This window comes from Marinobacter sp. AC-23, assembly GCF_001858325.1.
GTDB lineage: Bacteria > Pseudomonadota > Gammaproteobacteria > Pseudomonadales > Oleiphilaceae > Marinobacter.
The window spans coordinates 1-12,751 of sequence record NZ_MBPP01000065.1 but is presented as its reverse complement, the minus strand read 5'-3'; the positions used below and the strand labels follow the sequence as shown (position 1 = coordinate 12,751).

The following is a 12,751-nucleotide window of genomic DNA, read 5'->3' as shown; positions in this document are numbered from 1 at the left end:
TGTTCCACCCGGAAGATCACATGAGTTTTGGCCCCAACCGAAACCCGGAAATATCCTGGAATGATGCACCCGAAGGCACGAAAAGCTTTGTGGTGATGATGTTTGATCCAGATGTGCCCAGCATTGCGGATGATGCAAACCAGGAAGGCAAAACAATTTCAAAGGATATTCCACGGGTGGATTTTTTCCACTGGCTGCTGGTAGACATTCCTGCTCGTGTCAGCCTTATTCCCGAAGGCGAAGACAGCGATGGTGTGACGCCTAAGGGTAAAGACGGCGGCCCAGGCCCAGTCGGCTTGCGTGGGGTGAACAACTTTACCCAGTTTTTGGCCGGCAACCCGGATATGGCAGGCACCTACAGCGGCTACGACGGCCCCTGCCCGCCCTGGAACGATGAGCTGCTGCACCACTATCATTACGAAGTGCATGCCCTGGATGTAGAGTCTCTGGGGCTTTCGGGGGAATTTGATGGCGAGGCGGTGCGTAACGCCATGGAAGGCCACGTTCTGGCCAGTGCCAGGGTTACCGGAACCTACACGCTGAACCCGGATCTGCGCTAAGGCCAATAGTGACTGGGCAGGTTATAAGTCTGCCCAGTTTAGGGCTCTGAAGTCGAAGCTGTTTTCCAGTGTTGGTTTGATAATCCGGAAATACGGCGATGCATCAAAATCTCTGGGCGTGAATAAGGATGTTTGCCGAATTCGATAGTGCTCCCGAATGCAGTCTGTGCAGTTTGGATCGTCTGAAGGAATAGTGTCGATGGTTGGAAGTATGGGGTAGTGCAGGTGCTGGAAGCCCTCAGCAATAAATGTGGAGCAGATGGTTCGTGTTGGGTCACCACTTCCGAACGCCAGCAACTTGTGCCTGTGCCGCGAAGGAACCGGGGGCGTTTGAATAAGGTAGCGGGCCAGATCAAACACGTTCTTCAGATCGTACTGGTTGCCCAGCCGGCTTAGAGCGTAATCGGTGAGCACACGAATGTTATCGTCATCAAGCCCTACAGGGCGGCATATGCGGGTATGGCTGTTGCGATAGAAAGACAGCGGTAAAGTGCGAATGCCCAGCTCCAGATCTGCCTCAATCAGTGTGTGAGGCTCGCCGTCCTCGGTGATCCCCAGCCCGGCATCGGGTCCCAGATAGAGCGTCGCATGAGACCAGGCCGATTGGGTCAGGTACTTTATTGCCATGCTGATGCGCGTTTCACCGTCAATCAGCAACACATCTCCGGGCCGGAGCGTATTTTCCAGAGTCTCATAGGTGGAGGTACGCACTGAGTGATGTGACACCTGCTTGGAAAGATAAGCAGCGAGGTGCTTTGCCAGCCAGTTCAGGAACATTCTTCGCTCCGGTGAAGGATGTTAACGGTTAACTATAGACACTAGTATGGCAGCTGTAAGCGTCAAGAATATGCGCCATATCGTCGCCCAAAGCTTCCAGGTCCCCGGAAGAGAGGTTGCGCTCTGCAATGGAGCGCAAGCCCATGATCTGACTTTGCATCAGCCGGGCCAAGCGGGTGCAATCTGTTGAATCTTTTAGTTCGCCCCGTTGTTTGGCCTTTTCTAGCAATTCCGAGAAAGATTGCTCGATGGCTCCGAGGATTTCCTGCGCTTGGTGTGAGTGCCCAGCGTGCGTATTGCTTGCCTCTAGTAGGGTTTTAACGATGAGACAGGCCCGGGAGGGAGCCTCGTTTTTATCGGTGCAGCTGGTCGCGATTTTTCGGAGGTAGCATTTGAGCCCGTCCAGAATGGAGTCGTAGCCTGCCATATGCTTGGCAAGCTCTGCACCTGCAGCTTCTGCATAACGAGCCAGCGCTTCAGAATAGAGCCCATCTTTGCTTCCAAACGTTGCGTAGATACTGCCTGGGCGCATATCCAGAACCTGCTCAATCTGCTTCATTGAACTCCCGTGATAACCCTTTTTCCAGAACAGCCCCATGGCTTGGCTAAGGGCCGCTTCTCGATCAAAACTGGGACTTCTTGCCATGGAAATCACCGTAAATTACGATTTTGAGTGTGCATTCAATTATAGCTTGAAGGATCGCTCATTAATAGTTACGGTGTTGGGGGTGATTTTGGGGTTGTCACAGCAAGTGATGAGCAACTATATCAACCATATTGCCGAAAACCCTTCCCGCTCCCAACGTGACCGGTAGAATACCCTGATGAACCGTTCACAATGGGCCTTCCGTCTCACTATCCTGATCACTATCGCACTCGTGATGGGGGCTATTTGGCTGATCCTTCGTAAACTGGGTATGCCGGTAAGTCTGGCACCAGCAGCGCTGTCTGAGTGGCTTAACGATCAGGCATGTTCGGACCACTGTTGCTAATGCTGTTGATGATCCTCGCGGTAGTTGTCGGGCCCATCCCGACACTGCCCATCAGCGCCGCAGCAGGCTTGGTGTATGGCATGTATACCGGAACGGCCATTGCGGTGGTTGGCGCGCTCGCGGGGTCGCTCATTGCGTTTTACCTGGCGCGGATTCTCGGGCGTGATGCCGTTCAGAAAAAGCTGGAACACAATCCGATGTTCTCGGCGCGGGGGTCGCAGCGCTTCCTGTTTGTTGCGGTACTGCTGACACGGCTGATCCCTCTGTTTTCCTTCGCACTGGTCAGTTATGCCGCCGGGGTTACGGCAATACACCTCTGGCGATACGCGCTTGCGACCACTGTGGGTATGCTGCCAATGACCTTTGTTTTTGCGGGGCTTGGCCAGAGCTTTGAGTTCAATCCAGTGCTGACGGTGATAGCCGCCGTTATTGTCCTGGTGCTTATGAGCACCCTGCCGATTTATCTTGGCCGGCACACGAACTCCAGGCTGGCCCGTTGGCTGCATCTGGATGGTGATGTTTGAGCCTATGTCCGTTCTGTGTAACAGAAAGCGAAGTCTGTTGTCTGTAACCACACTCTTCACTAAAAACCCGATGCAACTGGGAGCGATTATGCTTGGTTACCGACGTTTGTCATTTGTTCTGGCCTTTCTTGTTATGCCTGCCCTGGCGTGGGCCGATATTAATTCCGGGTTTTATGCGGGTTATCAGCGCCTTCTTACCGATTATCTGGACGAACAGACCTTACCCGGTGACGGACTGGTTTCCGCCTTCGATTACCGGTCTGCCCTGGCCGATAATGACCTGCAACAAACGTTGGCGGACCAACGCGCCAAACTGATGGGATTCAAGCCCGAGACCCTGGAGGGGCGAGAGGAATCCGTTGCCTTTTGGATTAACGCCTACAACTTTTTCATGGTTGCCCAGATACTCACTGAGCGACCAGATGGTGAACTGGTTTCGTCCGTCTGGGATTATGGTGGCCGGGTGAATCCGTTTGTTGACAGTGTGTTTGAACAAAAGAGCTTTGCTATCGGAGGGCGAGCGTACAGTCTTAATGAGATTGAAAAGGAAATCCTGCTGGGCGACGATTATGCCGACAAGGGCTGGAAAGATGCCCGCGTTCATTTTGCAGTGAACTGTGCTTCGGTTGGCTGCCCGCCACTTCGGGACACCCTTTATACTGCAGATAATCTGGAAGACATGCTCGCAGAAAATACCCGTCGGGCGTTCAGCACAGAGCATCACCTCCGTGTAAACGGTGAGGCGCTCTATGTCACCGAACTATTTAAATGGTACGAAGAGGACTTCACCGAGGTTTCCGGTTCTGAGAAGGCTTTCATTGAAGAATGGGCTGATCCGGTAGTGGCAGATCGAGTGGCAGACACAGAAACCATAAAATTCATCGACTATGACTGGACTTTGAACAGCCCGGCTAATTTTCCCGAGTTGCGTTAATTCCGCTCTCGGCCAGTCCGCGCATACGAGGTATCGATAACTGGCTGGCCCGTTGTGTTATAGATTTCCGGGAAGAAGCACGAAAAATCAGGGGTTTTCATATAACCAAATGCCATATATGCAGGGCTGTTAATTACTGGAAATAGAATTTATAATGATCGCTCAAAAACTGATAGTAATAGAGGAGAAGCGCCATGAGCCGTCTATTGGCCATTGTTCTACTGGTTGCCAGCTCGTTTGCGTGGGCGGATGGTGATAAAACACCGCCTTTGGTTGATGCCAGCTGGCTTGAAGCGCACCTCGAGCGAGATAACCTAGTGGTGTTGGATGTTCGCTCCGGTATCGACAACGGTGGCGATCGCAGCAGTTTTCAGAACGCCCATATCCCCGGGGCTGTTTACAGCAGCTACACCGGTGATGGCTGGCGCGAAAGTCGGGACGGCGTCAGGGGCCTGTTGCCGCCTGTCGCAAGCATGGAGCGCCTGATTGGTAGCCTGGGAATCAGCAACGACGATACCGTGGTGGTTGTACCTGCCGGCACGGGCGCAACCGATTTCGGAAGTGCCGCCCGTGTGTACTGGACCTTCAGAGTGCTGGGCCACAACGAGGTGACCATTCTCAACGGTGGATTTGCTGGCTGGAAGGCTGCTGGTTACCAGGTGGACAGCGGTGAGGGGAATCAGCGGGATGTAGTGCAGTTTGAAGGTACCCTGCAGCCGGAATTGCTTGCAACTCTGGAGGAGGTTCAGGAAGCCAGAGATAGCCAGGCACAACTGGTGGATGCGCGCCCGAGCGACTATTTCAGAGGCGAAAACCAATCTCCGGACGCCAAAGCCCCTGGCACAATTCCCGGTTCCCGCAGTTTGCCCCACGCAGGCTTTCTTGGTGAACAAAACGCAGTCTGGTACCTGAACGAAGAAAGTATTACCGCGCAGGTGAATCAGGCCGAGCTGAATCCTGGAACCCGCACCATCGCTTTTTGCAATACCGGCCACTGGGCGGCCACAGACTGGTTCGTGTTGAGTGAGTTGGCAGGGTTCAAGGAAGTGGCGCTCTACGATGGCTCCATGGCGGAGTGGTCTCAGGACAGCAGTCGCCCGATGCAGGTAGCGAAGAAAGGGCTTGGCAAGCTTCTCGACCTGTTTAACTAACCTGCTTAACCGAGTGGACTCGTAATGACAGATTCTGCAATTCTCCCGCCCGGGCTTCAGCAGCCCGGCTGCAGATGGATCGATTTATTGTAGCAACCGCGCTGGCAGGCTTTGCCTTGCTGGGTGGGCTGATCTGGCTGGAAACAGCGCCCTTCATGGTGGCGCTGTTTGTAATTGGTACTGTGTTGGGCATGGCCCTGTATCACGGGGCCTTCGGCTTTACCGCAGGTTGGCGCAATCTGGTGGTTAAAAAGCGGGGCGCCGGTATGCGTGCCCAACTGATGCTGTTTGGTCTCTCTTCCGTGATTATGGTGCCCATGCTCTACAGCGGGCAGGCCGGGCTTGTGGGTGCTGTTGCACCGGTGGGCACGTCTCTTGTTGTAGGCTCCTTCATTTTCGGGCTTGGCATGCAGCTTGGCGGGGGGTGTGGCTCTGGCACCTTGTTTACCGTAGGCGCCGGCAACATCCGCATGGTGGTTACGCTGGTGTTTTTTATAGCTGGCACTGTGCTTGGCTCTATCCATCTGCCTGGTGGCTTGATCAGCCAGGCTTTGACCCGGTGCCACTGGTCAATACTTTTGGGGTCAGTGGTGCAATTGTTGTTCAGCTTGTGGGGCTAGGCCTGATTGCCCGCTGGGTTAACCGGGTTGAACGCAAGGCTCACGGTAATCTTGAGCGGGATGAACTGCTCTGGAAAGGCCAAGGGCATGGCGTATTCAGAACCCTGCTTAGTGGCCGCTGGCCGTTTACCTGGGCGATTCTGATCCTCGCTGCGGGTAATGCGCTGACCCTGGCGATCAGCGGCGCCCCCTGGAGCATTACCTTTGCCTTTAACGTGTGGGGCGCCAAAGCCCTGGAAGTGGTGGGTGTGAATATGTCCCAGTTCGAGTTCTGGACCTGGGAATACCCTGCTATGGCCTTGAAGGATTCGGTGCTCACCAACGCTCCCTCGGTAATGAACTTCGGGCTGTTGCTCGGCGCCATGCTGGCGGCGGGCCTGGCCAACCGTTTTAATGAGGCGAGCCGTAACCGGCCGGAAGGTCGCCAATTCCTGGCCTCCGTGGTAGGTGGTTTGCTGCTGGGTTACGGTGCCCGTTTGGGCTTTGGCTGCAACATCGGGGCGCTGTTTTCAGGAATTGCCTCAGCCAGCCTGCACGCCTGGATCTGGTTTGCCTGCGCCTTCGCCGGGTCTTTGCTAGGTATTCGTTTGCGGCCCTGGTTCCGGCTGCCCAACTGATGCGGGAGAAGAACATGGAACGAGCTTATAGCCCCGCCCGCATTCTGGTAATGCTTGGGGTCATTCTGGTACTGATTATGGCAGACCACCTGAGCAGCCCTACCTTTGCGTTCAATTCCGGGCAGGGCAACGTGCAAACAGCGTTGAGCCAGCGGGATGAAACAGCCTGCGCGCCTTGTGGAGCACCCTGCCCGTCGACACGAGACTGACCCATTACATAAGCTAGCCGGTACTCTTTCATACAGGGTTGGTGGCCAGGATCTTCTTCAGAAAATCCTTTGTTCGGGGGTCCTTCGGGTTATGGAAAATCTCGCTGGGTGGGCCCTGTTCCACAATGTGGCCGCCGTCGATAAAGATCACGCGGTCGGCCACGTCCCGTGCAAAAGACATTTCGTGGGTGACCACCATCATGGTCTGGCGCTCTGACGCCAGCTGTTTCATCAGTCCCAACACCTCCTCCACCCACTCGGGATCCAGTGACGACGTGGGTTCATCAAACAGGATAACCTCGGCACCGGCGGCCATGGCGCGGCCAATGCCAACCCGTTGCTGCTGGCCACCAGACATGGAGGCGGGGTAGGCATCTGCCTTTTCGGCCAGGCCGATCTGCTCAAGAATTTCGCGGGCCCTTCGGTAAGCCTTTTCCTTGGGCCATTTATCCACCACCAGCAGACGCTCGGCAATGTTCTGCAGCGCCGTCTTGTTGGCAAACAACGCGTAGTTCTGGAACACAAAAGCGGTTTGTCGTCGCATGGCGAGAATGTCCCCCCGGCTGGCCCGGTTTACATCCACCGTGAGATTGCCCACAGTCATGGTTCCTGACGTGGGCTGTTCCAGGAAATTGATGCAGCGCAACAGGGTGGATTTGCCGGTTCCCGAAGGGCCGATGATCACCACAATTTCGCCCTTCTCAATGGTCAGGTCGATTCCGTCGAGAACAACGGTCTTGCCGAAATGTTTGCTCAGTGATTCCAGTTTGATCATCGGTTATAGGCCTTGTTCAGGCGGGTTTCCAGATAGTTCTGAAGCTTGGAAAGCAGTTCAACCACGATCCAGTACATGATGGCGGCAACAATGAACGCCTCGAAGTACAGGAAGCTGCCGGCCGCCTCTTTTTGGGTGGCGCCCATCAGTTCAGTGACGCCCAAGGTGAAGGCGAGAGAGGTCGCCTTGATCATGTCGATGAAGTAGTTCATCAGAGTAGGTAATGCCACTCGGGTAGCCTGGGGCAGGACAATCCGCCGCATCAACTGGCCATTGGTCATGCCGATTGATAGAGCGGCTTCGGTCTGGCTGCGGTCGACACCTACGATGGCGGCGCGGATAGATTCGGCCATGTAAGCGGAAAAATGCATGGTCAGGCCCATGACTGTCGCGGTGACGCCATCTATTACCGTTAGTGCACTGAACAGCTGGGGCAGCCCATAATAGAACAGGAACAATTGCACCAGCAGTGGTGTGCCCCTGAAGAAGGAAATGAACACGATAGTCAGCTGGTTGAGCACCGGAATGCGCAGCACCCGGACAACGGCAAACAGGCAGGCAAGAAACAGCGCAAGCACCATTCCGATGCCCGCCAGTTGCAGGGTGAGGGGCAGGTACCTGAGCAGAACAGGTACCAGACCAAGCATATACTCGACGTTCAACACGTCCATAGGGAATCAGGCCTCGGTGTGCCCCTTAAGGCTGGGTGATATCCGTGCCGAACCACTTCTCGGAAATGGACGCCAGGGTGCCGTTATCACGCAGGGTCTCCAGGGCCTTGTTAACTTCATCTCGTAGAGCTCGTCCGGCTTCGGTGTCGTGAAACGGGTAGGCATTGGTGATCTGTGAGAAGGTGGGGCCTGCCAGTTCAAGAGGCAAGGGCTTCTCTTTGATAATCTGGCTGGCACTGACCCGGTCCATCACGAACGCATCCACGCGGCCCAGGGCGGTGTCTCGCTCCAGATTACTCTCATAGGTTTTAATCGTGATCTGGTCCGCATAGGGAAGCTCCTCCAGGAGGGCCTCGAAATTAGAGCCCAGGTTCACAGCAACGGTTTTCCCCTTCAGGTCTTCCACACCCCTAACCTCGGTATTGCCTTCTTTGGTGACAACCTGCGCACCGTCATAAACGTAAGGGTCGCTGAAAATATACGCCTTCTTCCGCTCGTCGGTAATGGTGATCTGGTTGGCAACTGTGTCGATGCGCCCGGATTGCAGCATGCCAAACAGGCCGGAGAAGTTGGCGGTTTCGTATTGGATATCACGCCCCATCTCCTTGCCCAGCGCGTTCATGACATCGACTTCAAAACCCTTGAGCTCATCCTGCTCCACAAAGGTAAATGGGAAATACTGGCCGGACATCCCGACCCTCAACGGTTTATCCTGTGCAAGCAACGGTGCGCTTGCGAACAAGGAAATTGCCAACAATGTATTGATCAATAGTGTTTTCATAAAGCCTCCTTCCGGCGTGCATCGTACCTGAAGCATAGTCGGGGGTGAAAATTGGGCAATTACGCCCTTCATTTGTTCTCAACAAGTGATTCAACATTGGCGATGATTGCAGGGGCATCCTTAAGCCGTGCGAGCCAGCTTAGAGGAATGCCGTGCTCACCGCCGACACCGTAAAGTGCTGCCAGGGCCGGCCCAATGATCCAGGCCCGTCCACAGGAGTCGCCCCCGCATTGAATATTGGCGCGAATGGCTTCTGTATAGTTGCGAGCATGGCTCAGAATATGAAAGATCACCGGCATCGCCTCATACAGATAACAGGTGCGGCCATAGGCGTCGCCCGCGCCGGGAGCGTCCAGAACAGAGCCGGTCCGGGCTTTGTTGAGGCTATCCGAGGCCGGTGCTTCAGCAGTACCCGCGTCCAGAGCCACTGACATGGGGTTGCCCCGAAAAAGATGATCCAGAAGTCGCGCAGCGCATTTTGCCCAAGCCACGGCTTCGTCATTGTGATTGGTCACCCGCACTGCAGCTTCTACGACCGTCAGCAGGTTGTCTCTGCCGTAATAACTTGCCACCAGTGGTGGCAGCTTTGAGATTGCCGGCAGTTGCATATCGTCGGCGCCACTTTCCGGCAGCAGGTGATGGTCTATGGTCTCGGCCAGGTGAACACCGGCTTCCTGTATCTCCGGTTCCTGATAGGTAAGGCTTATGGCCTTGCGGACAGGGCCTGCCAGTTGCTCGCCGCTCAGGTGAAGGGTGTAGGGTAAAACCTTTTGAACCAACATCCGCTTTTGTTTGTCCGTCAGTTTGACTGCGGTGGCTGACAGGGCCTGTTCAATAGCTTTTTGTTCGATGGAGCTCAGGTTGTTCAGTGTGCCCCGGGTGGGGTTGTCGATATAACCCTGCCAGCGGCCACCGGGCCCGAAGAACGCCCGAAAACGCCGCTGGTAATCGCGGATATCCAGGGTGCCATTATGAGCCAGCAGGCTGTCGGTCAGCACCCCTGTGGCTGCACCATAGTGGCTGATATCACCCGCCTGTTTGCCTTCATGAGCAAAGTAACCGAAACCGCCTTTGAAATAGTCGGCTTTCGGTGGTAGAAATTCCGGTGATGCGCCGCCAACGTCATGGATGCATTGGCTGTCATACAGCCAGTGCAAACCGAGACTGGCGGCATCTGCAACCCACCCACCGGCAAGGGCGGCGATCATCGTGGCTTTTCTGTCGCTGGACACGGTGTAGGTCATTGGAAATCCTCATTGGTCTTGTTCAGAATTCAAGATTAAAACAGTGCGTTTTTAGCGCCAACTGTACGCTGCGGCCAGATGCCAGTCACTGGCCCAGGCATCCGGGGCGCAGTCCGTACGCAAAAGACAGCCATCCTCAATGCAGGGATACAGCTGGGCATAGGTCATGTTGCTGCTTTGATTGACTCGCCGATTGATATCCGCGGGCTCGAGATCTTCCAGTCGATCCTTGCCCAGGATGCTGAGCAGTTCCGCCAGGGCTCCGATGTATGAGTGATGGTAGTTGGCGACCCGCACGCCCTTGTCGGACACGTCCAGCTGTTTGTAGCGAGCAGGGTTCTGGGTGGTGATGCCAGTGGGGCACTTGTTAGTGTTGCAACTGCGGGACTGGATACAGCCTAGTGCCAACATCATGCCGCGGGCTGAGTTCACGGTGTCGGCCCCCAGAGCCATCATCCGTAGCATGTGAAACGCCGAAAAAGCCTTACCGGACGCGATGATTCTTATTTTGTTGCGAACACCGATGCCCCGAAGCGCATTGTGTACAAAATGCAGGCCATCCCGCAGCGGCATGCCCACCGAGTTGGTTAGTTCTACCGGCGCAGCCCCGGTACCGCCTTCGCCGCCGTCCACGGTAATGAAATCCGGCCGCAGACCGGTTTCGAGCATGGCTTTACAGATACCGAGGAATTCCCGTTTGTTGCCGGGGCATAACTTGAAGCCCACCGGCTTGCCGCCCGAGAGTTTTCGCAGCTGCGTTAAGAATTGGAGCAGTTCAACAGGGCTGGAGAAGGCCGAGTGCCCGGCGGGTGACAATACGTCCTCCCCCATGGGCACCATACGAATACGGGCAATTTCTTCGGTGACCTTGGCGGCGGGCAGCAAACCGCCATGCCCGGGCTTGGCCCCCTGGGACAGCTTGATCTCGATCATTTTGATCACATCCAGCCCTGCCTGCTCTGCGAAAAGATCCGGATCGAATGCGCCCTCTGGCGTGCGGCAACCAAAGTAACCGGTTCCGATTTGCCAGATCAGGTCACCGCCGTATTCAAGGTGCCAGTCGCTGACCCCGCCTTCGCCGGTGTTATGGGCGAAATTTCCGAGTTTGGCGCCGCGGTTGAGTGCCATCACCGCATTGCGGCTGAGGGCGCCGTAACTCATGGCGGAGATGTTCAACGGGGAGGCTTCATAGGGCCGGGTGCATTCCGTCCCGCCAAAGGTGATCCGCAAATTGGTTGGAAGGCACGCCTTGGGTGCAACGGAATGGTTTACCCATTCATAACCGTCGCGGTAGACATCAAAGATGGTGCCAAAGGCGCGGGTATCGTTAGCCTTTTTTGCGCGCTGATAAACCAGGCTGCGGAATTCCCGATTGACCGGAGCGCCGTCCAGATCGGATTCCACAAAGTACTGCTGCAACTCCCGCCGAACCGATTCGAACAAGTAACGGAAATGACCGATAACCGGATAGATCCTGAGGAGAGTATGTTTATTCTGGGTAAGGTCATGAATGCCCAGAATAAAAAGCGGCCCTATGATCAACCAGGCCCAGTTAATGCCCGGCCAGACAGTGCCGGCAATAACCAACGTGGCGGCCAGGGCCAGACCGGAGACTATAAAAGCTTGACGAAAGACCATAAGGGGAATCCTGTTCTGTATCGCGAACAGAACCCCAGGAGTCCTGAGGTTCGTACGGGTTTGTGAAGCCGGGTGGCTTGGATTGCTGTGCCGAACTCCTTACGTCCGCTACGGTATCAGCGGTTTTGGTGATCGACTGCAGCCCACGGTTCGCTGTTGCCCGCACCATGTAGACACTGGTAGCAGCCGATCTGTTACAAAAAAGAAGGTGCCTCTGTATAGCGGAGTTATAGATCCATGATGAACATTCAAAAATGAACTTCAGGTCGGTTGTCAATCACCAGAACATCGAGGAGTGCTAATGGGATAGGGCAGCGATTCTCACGAAAGAAAAACGTCATTTCATGGCCTTTGCTGTAACAATTGGCACTGCTTGGTAGTCCATTAAAAGTAGACCATCTAAACGGGCAAGGAAAAACACTATGACAAGATCCAAAGTCGAGTTCGCAAACGCTCAGGGTCAGAATCTTGCGGGCTTATTGGAGTTGCCGGGCCAGGGCAAGCCTTATGCTATGGCCCTATTCGCCCATTGTTTTACGTGTGGAAAGGATATTGCTGCAGCGTCCCGGATAGGGCGCGCCCTCGTGAAGCAGGGAATTGGTGTGTTGCGTTTCGACTTTACCGGGTTGGGCAGCAGTGACGGGGACTTTGGCAATACCAATTTCTCCTCCAACATCGAGGATTTGCTGGCGGCCGGCGAATTCCTCAAGCAACACTACGAAGCGCCGCGAATGATCATTGGTCACAGCCTGGGAGGCGCCGCAGTTTTGGCGGCAGCCCAGCGCATGCCGTCCCTTGAAGCAGTTGCCACCATCGGGGCACCGGCTACCGCCCATCACGTCCAGCATCTTTTTGACAGCAAGGCCGACGAGATTCGTGAGTCCGGTGAAGCCGAAGTGACCCTGGCGGGTCGGACATTCAATGTAAAGCCGCAGATGCTGGATGATCTGGTGCAATGGAATACACCGGACCATATCGGTAATCTGCGTAAGGCACTGATTATTTTCCATTCGCCGATTGATGAGGTTGTGGGTATCAACGAAGCGGCCACTATCTATCAGGCGGCCAAGCATCCCAAAAGCTTTATTTCCCTTGATAATGCCGACCATCTGCTATCAAGAGCTGCGGATGCGGAGTATGTTGCGGATATGCTCGTGGCTTGGTCCAGCCGGTATCTTTAGAGCATAAAAAAGAAATCCTGTTCACTGTGCAGATTAAGGAGATTCATCATGGGCAAAACTTATCAATCAATTGTGGT

At 55.0% G+C, this 12,751-nt stretch carries 14 protein-coding genes and 1 pseudogene; 8 read left to right on the top strand and 7 right to left on the bottom strand.

Annotated features, from left to right (window positions below):
* Positions 1–560, top strand: a 560-nt coding sequence (locus BCA33_RS16690; protein WP_071267634.1) for a YbhB/YbcL family Raf kinase inhibitor-like protein, incomplete at its 5' end; no start/stop codon positions are given.
* 21 nt (positions 561–581) lie between these two features.
* Here the strand turns inward: BCA33_RS16690 and BCA33_RS16685 are convergent.
* Both BCA33_RS16685 and BCA33_RS16680 read right to left on the bottom strand, forming a co-directional pair.
* Positions 582–1,337 carry a lipo-like protein gene (locus tag BCA33_RS16685; protein WP_071267628.1) on the bottom strand — a complete coding sequence of 252 codons (756 nt, stop codon included), beginning with the start codon at positions 1,335–1,337 and terminating at the stop codon, positions 582–584.
* 28 nt (positions 1,338–1,365) lie between these two features.
* Entirely contained in the window at positions 1,366–1,983 is a 618-nt protein-coding gene (locus tag BCA33_RS16680; protein ID WP_071267626.1) for a TetR/AcrR family transcriptional regulator, read from the bottom strand.
* A 178-nt stretch (positions 1,984–2,161) separates the two neighbouring features.
* Between BCA33_RS16680 and BCA33_RS22220 the strand changes: the two genes are divergently transcribed.
* The 6 genes and pseudogenes from BCA33_RS22220 (at position 2,162) to BCA33_RS16655 (ending at position 6,384) form a co-directional block, all read left to right on the top strand.
* A complete protein-coding gene (locus tag BCA33_RS22220; protein ID WP_254774530.1) occupies positions 2,162–2,329 on the top strand; it encodes a hypothetical protein in 168 nt (55 codons plus the stop codon).
* Positions 2,308–2,853 (top strand): TVP38/TMEM64 family protein, encoded by a 546-nt coding sequence (locus BCA33_RS16675; RefSeq protein ID WP_254774529.1) that lies wholly within the window; start codon positions 2,308–2,310, stop codon positions 2,851–2,853. The genes BCA33_RS22220 and BCA33_RS16675 overlap by 22 nt, the downstream gene beginning before the upstream one ends.
* An 88-nt stretch (positions 2,854–2,941) precedes the next feature.
* Entirely contained in the window at positions 2,942–3,787 is an 846-nt protein-coding gene (locus BCA33_RS16670) for a DUF547 domain-containing protein (RefSeq protein WP_071267632.1), read from the top strand.
* Positions 3,788–3,981: 194 nt separating this feature from the next.
* Positions 3,982–4,938 (top strand): sulfurtransferase, encoded by a 957-nt coding sequence (locus tag BCA33_RS16665; protein WP_071267624.1) that lies wholly within the window; start codon positions 3,982–3,984, stop codon positions 4,936–4,938.
* Between the two features lie 74 nt (positions 4,939–5,012).
* A pseudogene (locus tag BCA33_RS22915) lies at positions 5,013–6,175 on the top strand (YeeE/YedE family protein).
* Positions 6,176–6,189: 14 nt separating this feature from the next.
* Positions 6,190–6,384 (top strand): hypothetical protein, encoded by a 195-nt coding sequence (locus BCA33_RS16655; RefSeq protein ID WP_071267630.1) that lies wholly within the window; start codon positions 6,190–6,192, stop codon positions 6,382–6,384.
* 28 nt (positions 6,385–6,412) lie between these two features.
* Here the strand turns inward: BCA33_RS16655 and BCA33_RS16650 are convergent, their stop codons facing one another.
* The 5 genes from BCA33_RS16650 to BCA33_RS16630 form a co-directional block, all read right to left on the bottom strand.
* Positions 6,413–7,159, bottom strand: a complete 747-nt coding sequence (locus BCA33_RS16650; protein WP_071267622.1) for an amino acid ABC transporter ATP-binding protein — start codon at positions 7,157–7,159, stop codon at positions 6,413–6,415.
* Complete coding sequence (locus tag BCA33_RS16645; RefSeq protein ID WP_071267620.1) at positions 7,156–7,830, bottom strand: amino acid ABC transporter permease; 675 nt, start codon at positions 7,828–7,830, stop codon at positions 7,156–7,158. Before BCA33_RS16645 ends, BCA33_RS16650 begins: the two co-directional genes overlap by 4 nt.
* Positions 7,831–7,855: 25 nt before the next feature.
* The gene (locus tag BCA33_RS16640) at positions 7,856–8,611 is read right to left on the bottom strand and encodes an amino acid ABC transporter substrate-binding protein (protein ID WP_071267618.1); all 756 of its coding nucleotides are present in this window, start codon (positions 8,609–8,611) and stop codon (positions 7,856–7,858) included.
* Between the two features lie 68 nt (positions 8,612–8,679).
* Positions 8,680–9,855, bottom strand: a complete 1,176-nt coding sequence (locus BCA33_RS16635) for an ADP-ribosylglycohydrolase family protein (RefSeq protein ID WP_071267616.1) — start codon at positions 9,853–9,855, stop codon at positions 8,680–8,682.
* A 51-nt stretch (positions 9,856–9,906) separates the two neighbouring features.
* The gene (locus BCA33_RS16630; RefSeq protein WP_071267615.1) at positions 9,907–11,493 is read right to left on the bottom strand and encodes an FMN-binding glutamate synthase family protein; all 1,587 of its coding nucleotides are present in this window, start codon (positions 11,491–11,493) and stop codon (positions 9,907–9,909) included.
* Between the two features lie 422 nt (positions 11,494–11,915).
* On the opposite strand from BCA33_RS16630, the gene BCA33_RS16625 reads away from it, so the two are divergent.
* Positions 11,916–12,674 carry a S9 family peptidase gene (locus BCA33_RS16625; RefSeq protein ID WP_071267613.1) on the top strand — a complete coding sequence of 253 codons (759 nt, stop codon included), beginning with the start codon at positions 11,916–11,918 and terminating at the stop codon, positions 12,672–12,674.
* Positions 12,675–12,751: the final 77 nt, after the last annotated feature.

Coding starts and splice junctions, on each gene's coding strand:
- BCA33_RS16640 (WP_071267618.1), bottom strand. CDS start 8,611: ATGAAAACACTATTGATCAATACATTGTTGGCAATTTCCTTGTTCGCA.
- BCA33_RS16665 (WP_071267624.1), top strand. CDS start 3,982: ATGAGCCGTCTATTGGCCATTGTTCTACTGGTTGCCAGCTCGTTTGCG.
- BCA33_RS16650 (WP_071267622.1), bottom strand. CDS start 7,159: ATGATCAAACTGGAATCACTGAGCAAACATTTCGGCAAGACCGTTGTT.
- BCA33_RS16625 (WP_071267613.1), top strand. CDS start 11,916: ATGACAAGATCCAAAGTCGAGTTCGCAAACGCTCAGGGTCAGAATCTT.
- BCA33_RS16680 (WP_071267626.1), bottom strand. CDS start 1,983: ATGGCAAGAAGTCCCAGTTTTGATCGAGAAGCGGCCCTTAGCCAAGCC.
- BCA33_RS22220 (WP_254774530.1), top strand. CDS start 2,162: ATGAACCGTTCACAATGGGCCTTCCGTCTCACTATCCTGATCACTATC.
- BCA33_RS16635 (WP_071267616.1), bottom strand. CDS start 9,855: ATGACCTACACCGTGTCCAGCGACAGAAAAGCCACGATGATCGCCGCC.
- BCA33_RS16685 (WP_071267628.1), bottom strand. CDS start 1,337: ATGTTCCTGAACTGGCTGGCAAAGCACCTCGCTGCTTATCTTTCCAAG.
- BCA33_RS16675 (WP_254774529.1), top strand. CDS start 2,308: ATGTTCGGACCACTGTTGCTAATGCTGTTGATGATCCTCGCGGTAGTT.
- BCA33_RS16655 (WP_071267630.1), top strand. CDS start 6,190: ATGGAACGAGCTTATAGCCCCGCCCGCATTCTGGTAATGCTTGGGGTC.
- BCA33_RS16630 (WP_071267615.1), bottom strand. CDS start 11,493: ATGGTCTTTCGTCAAGCTTTTATAGTCTCCGGTCTGGCCCTGGCCGCC.
- BCA33_RS16645 (WP_071267620.1), bottom strand. CDS start 7,830: ATGGACGTGTTGAACGTCGAGTATATGCTTGGTCTGGTACCTGTTCTG.
- BCA33_RS16670 (WP_071267632.1), top strand. CDS start 2,942: ATGCTTGGTTACCGACGTTTGTCATTTGTTCTGGCCTTTCTTGTTATG.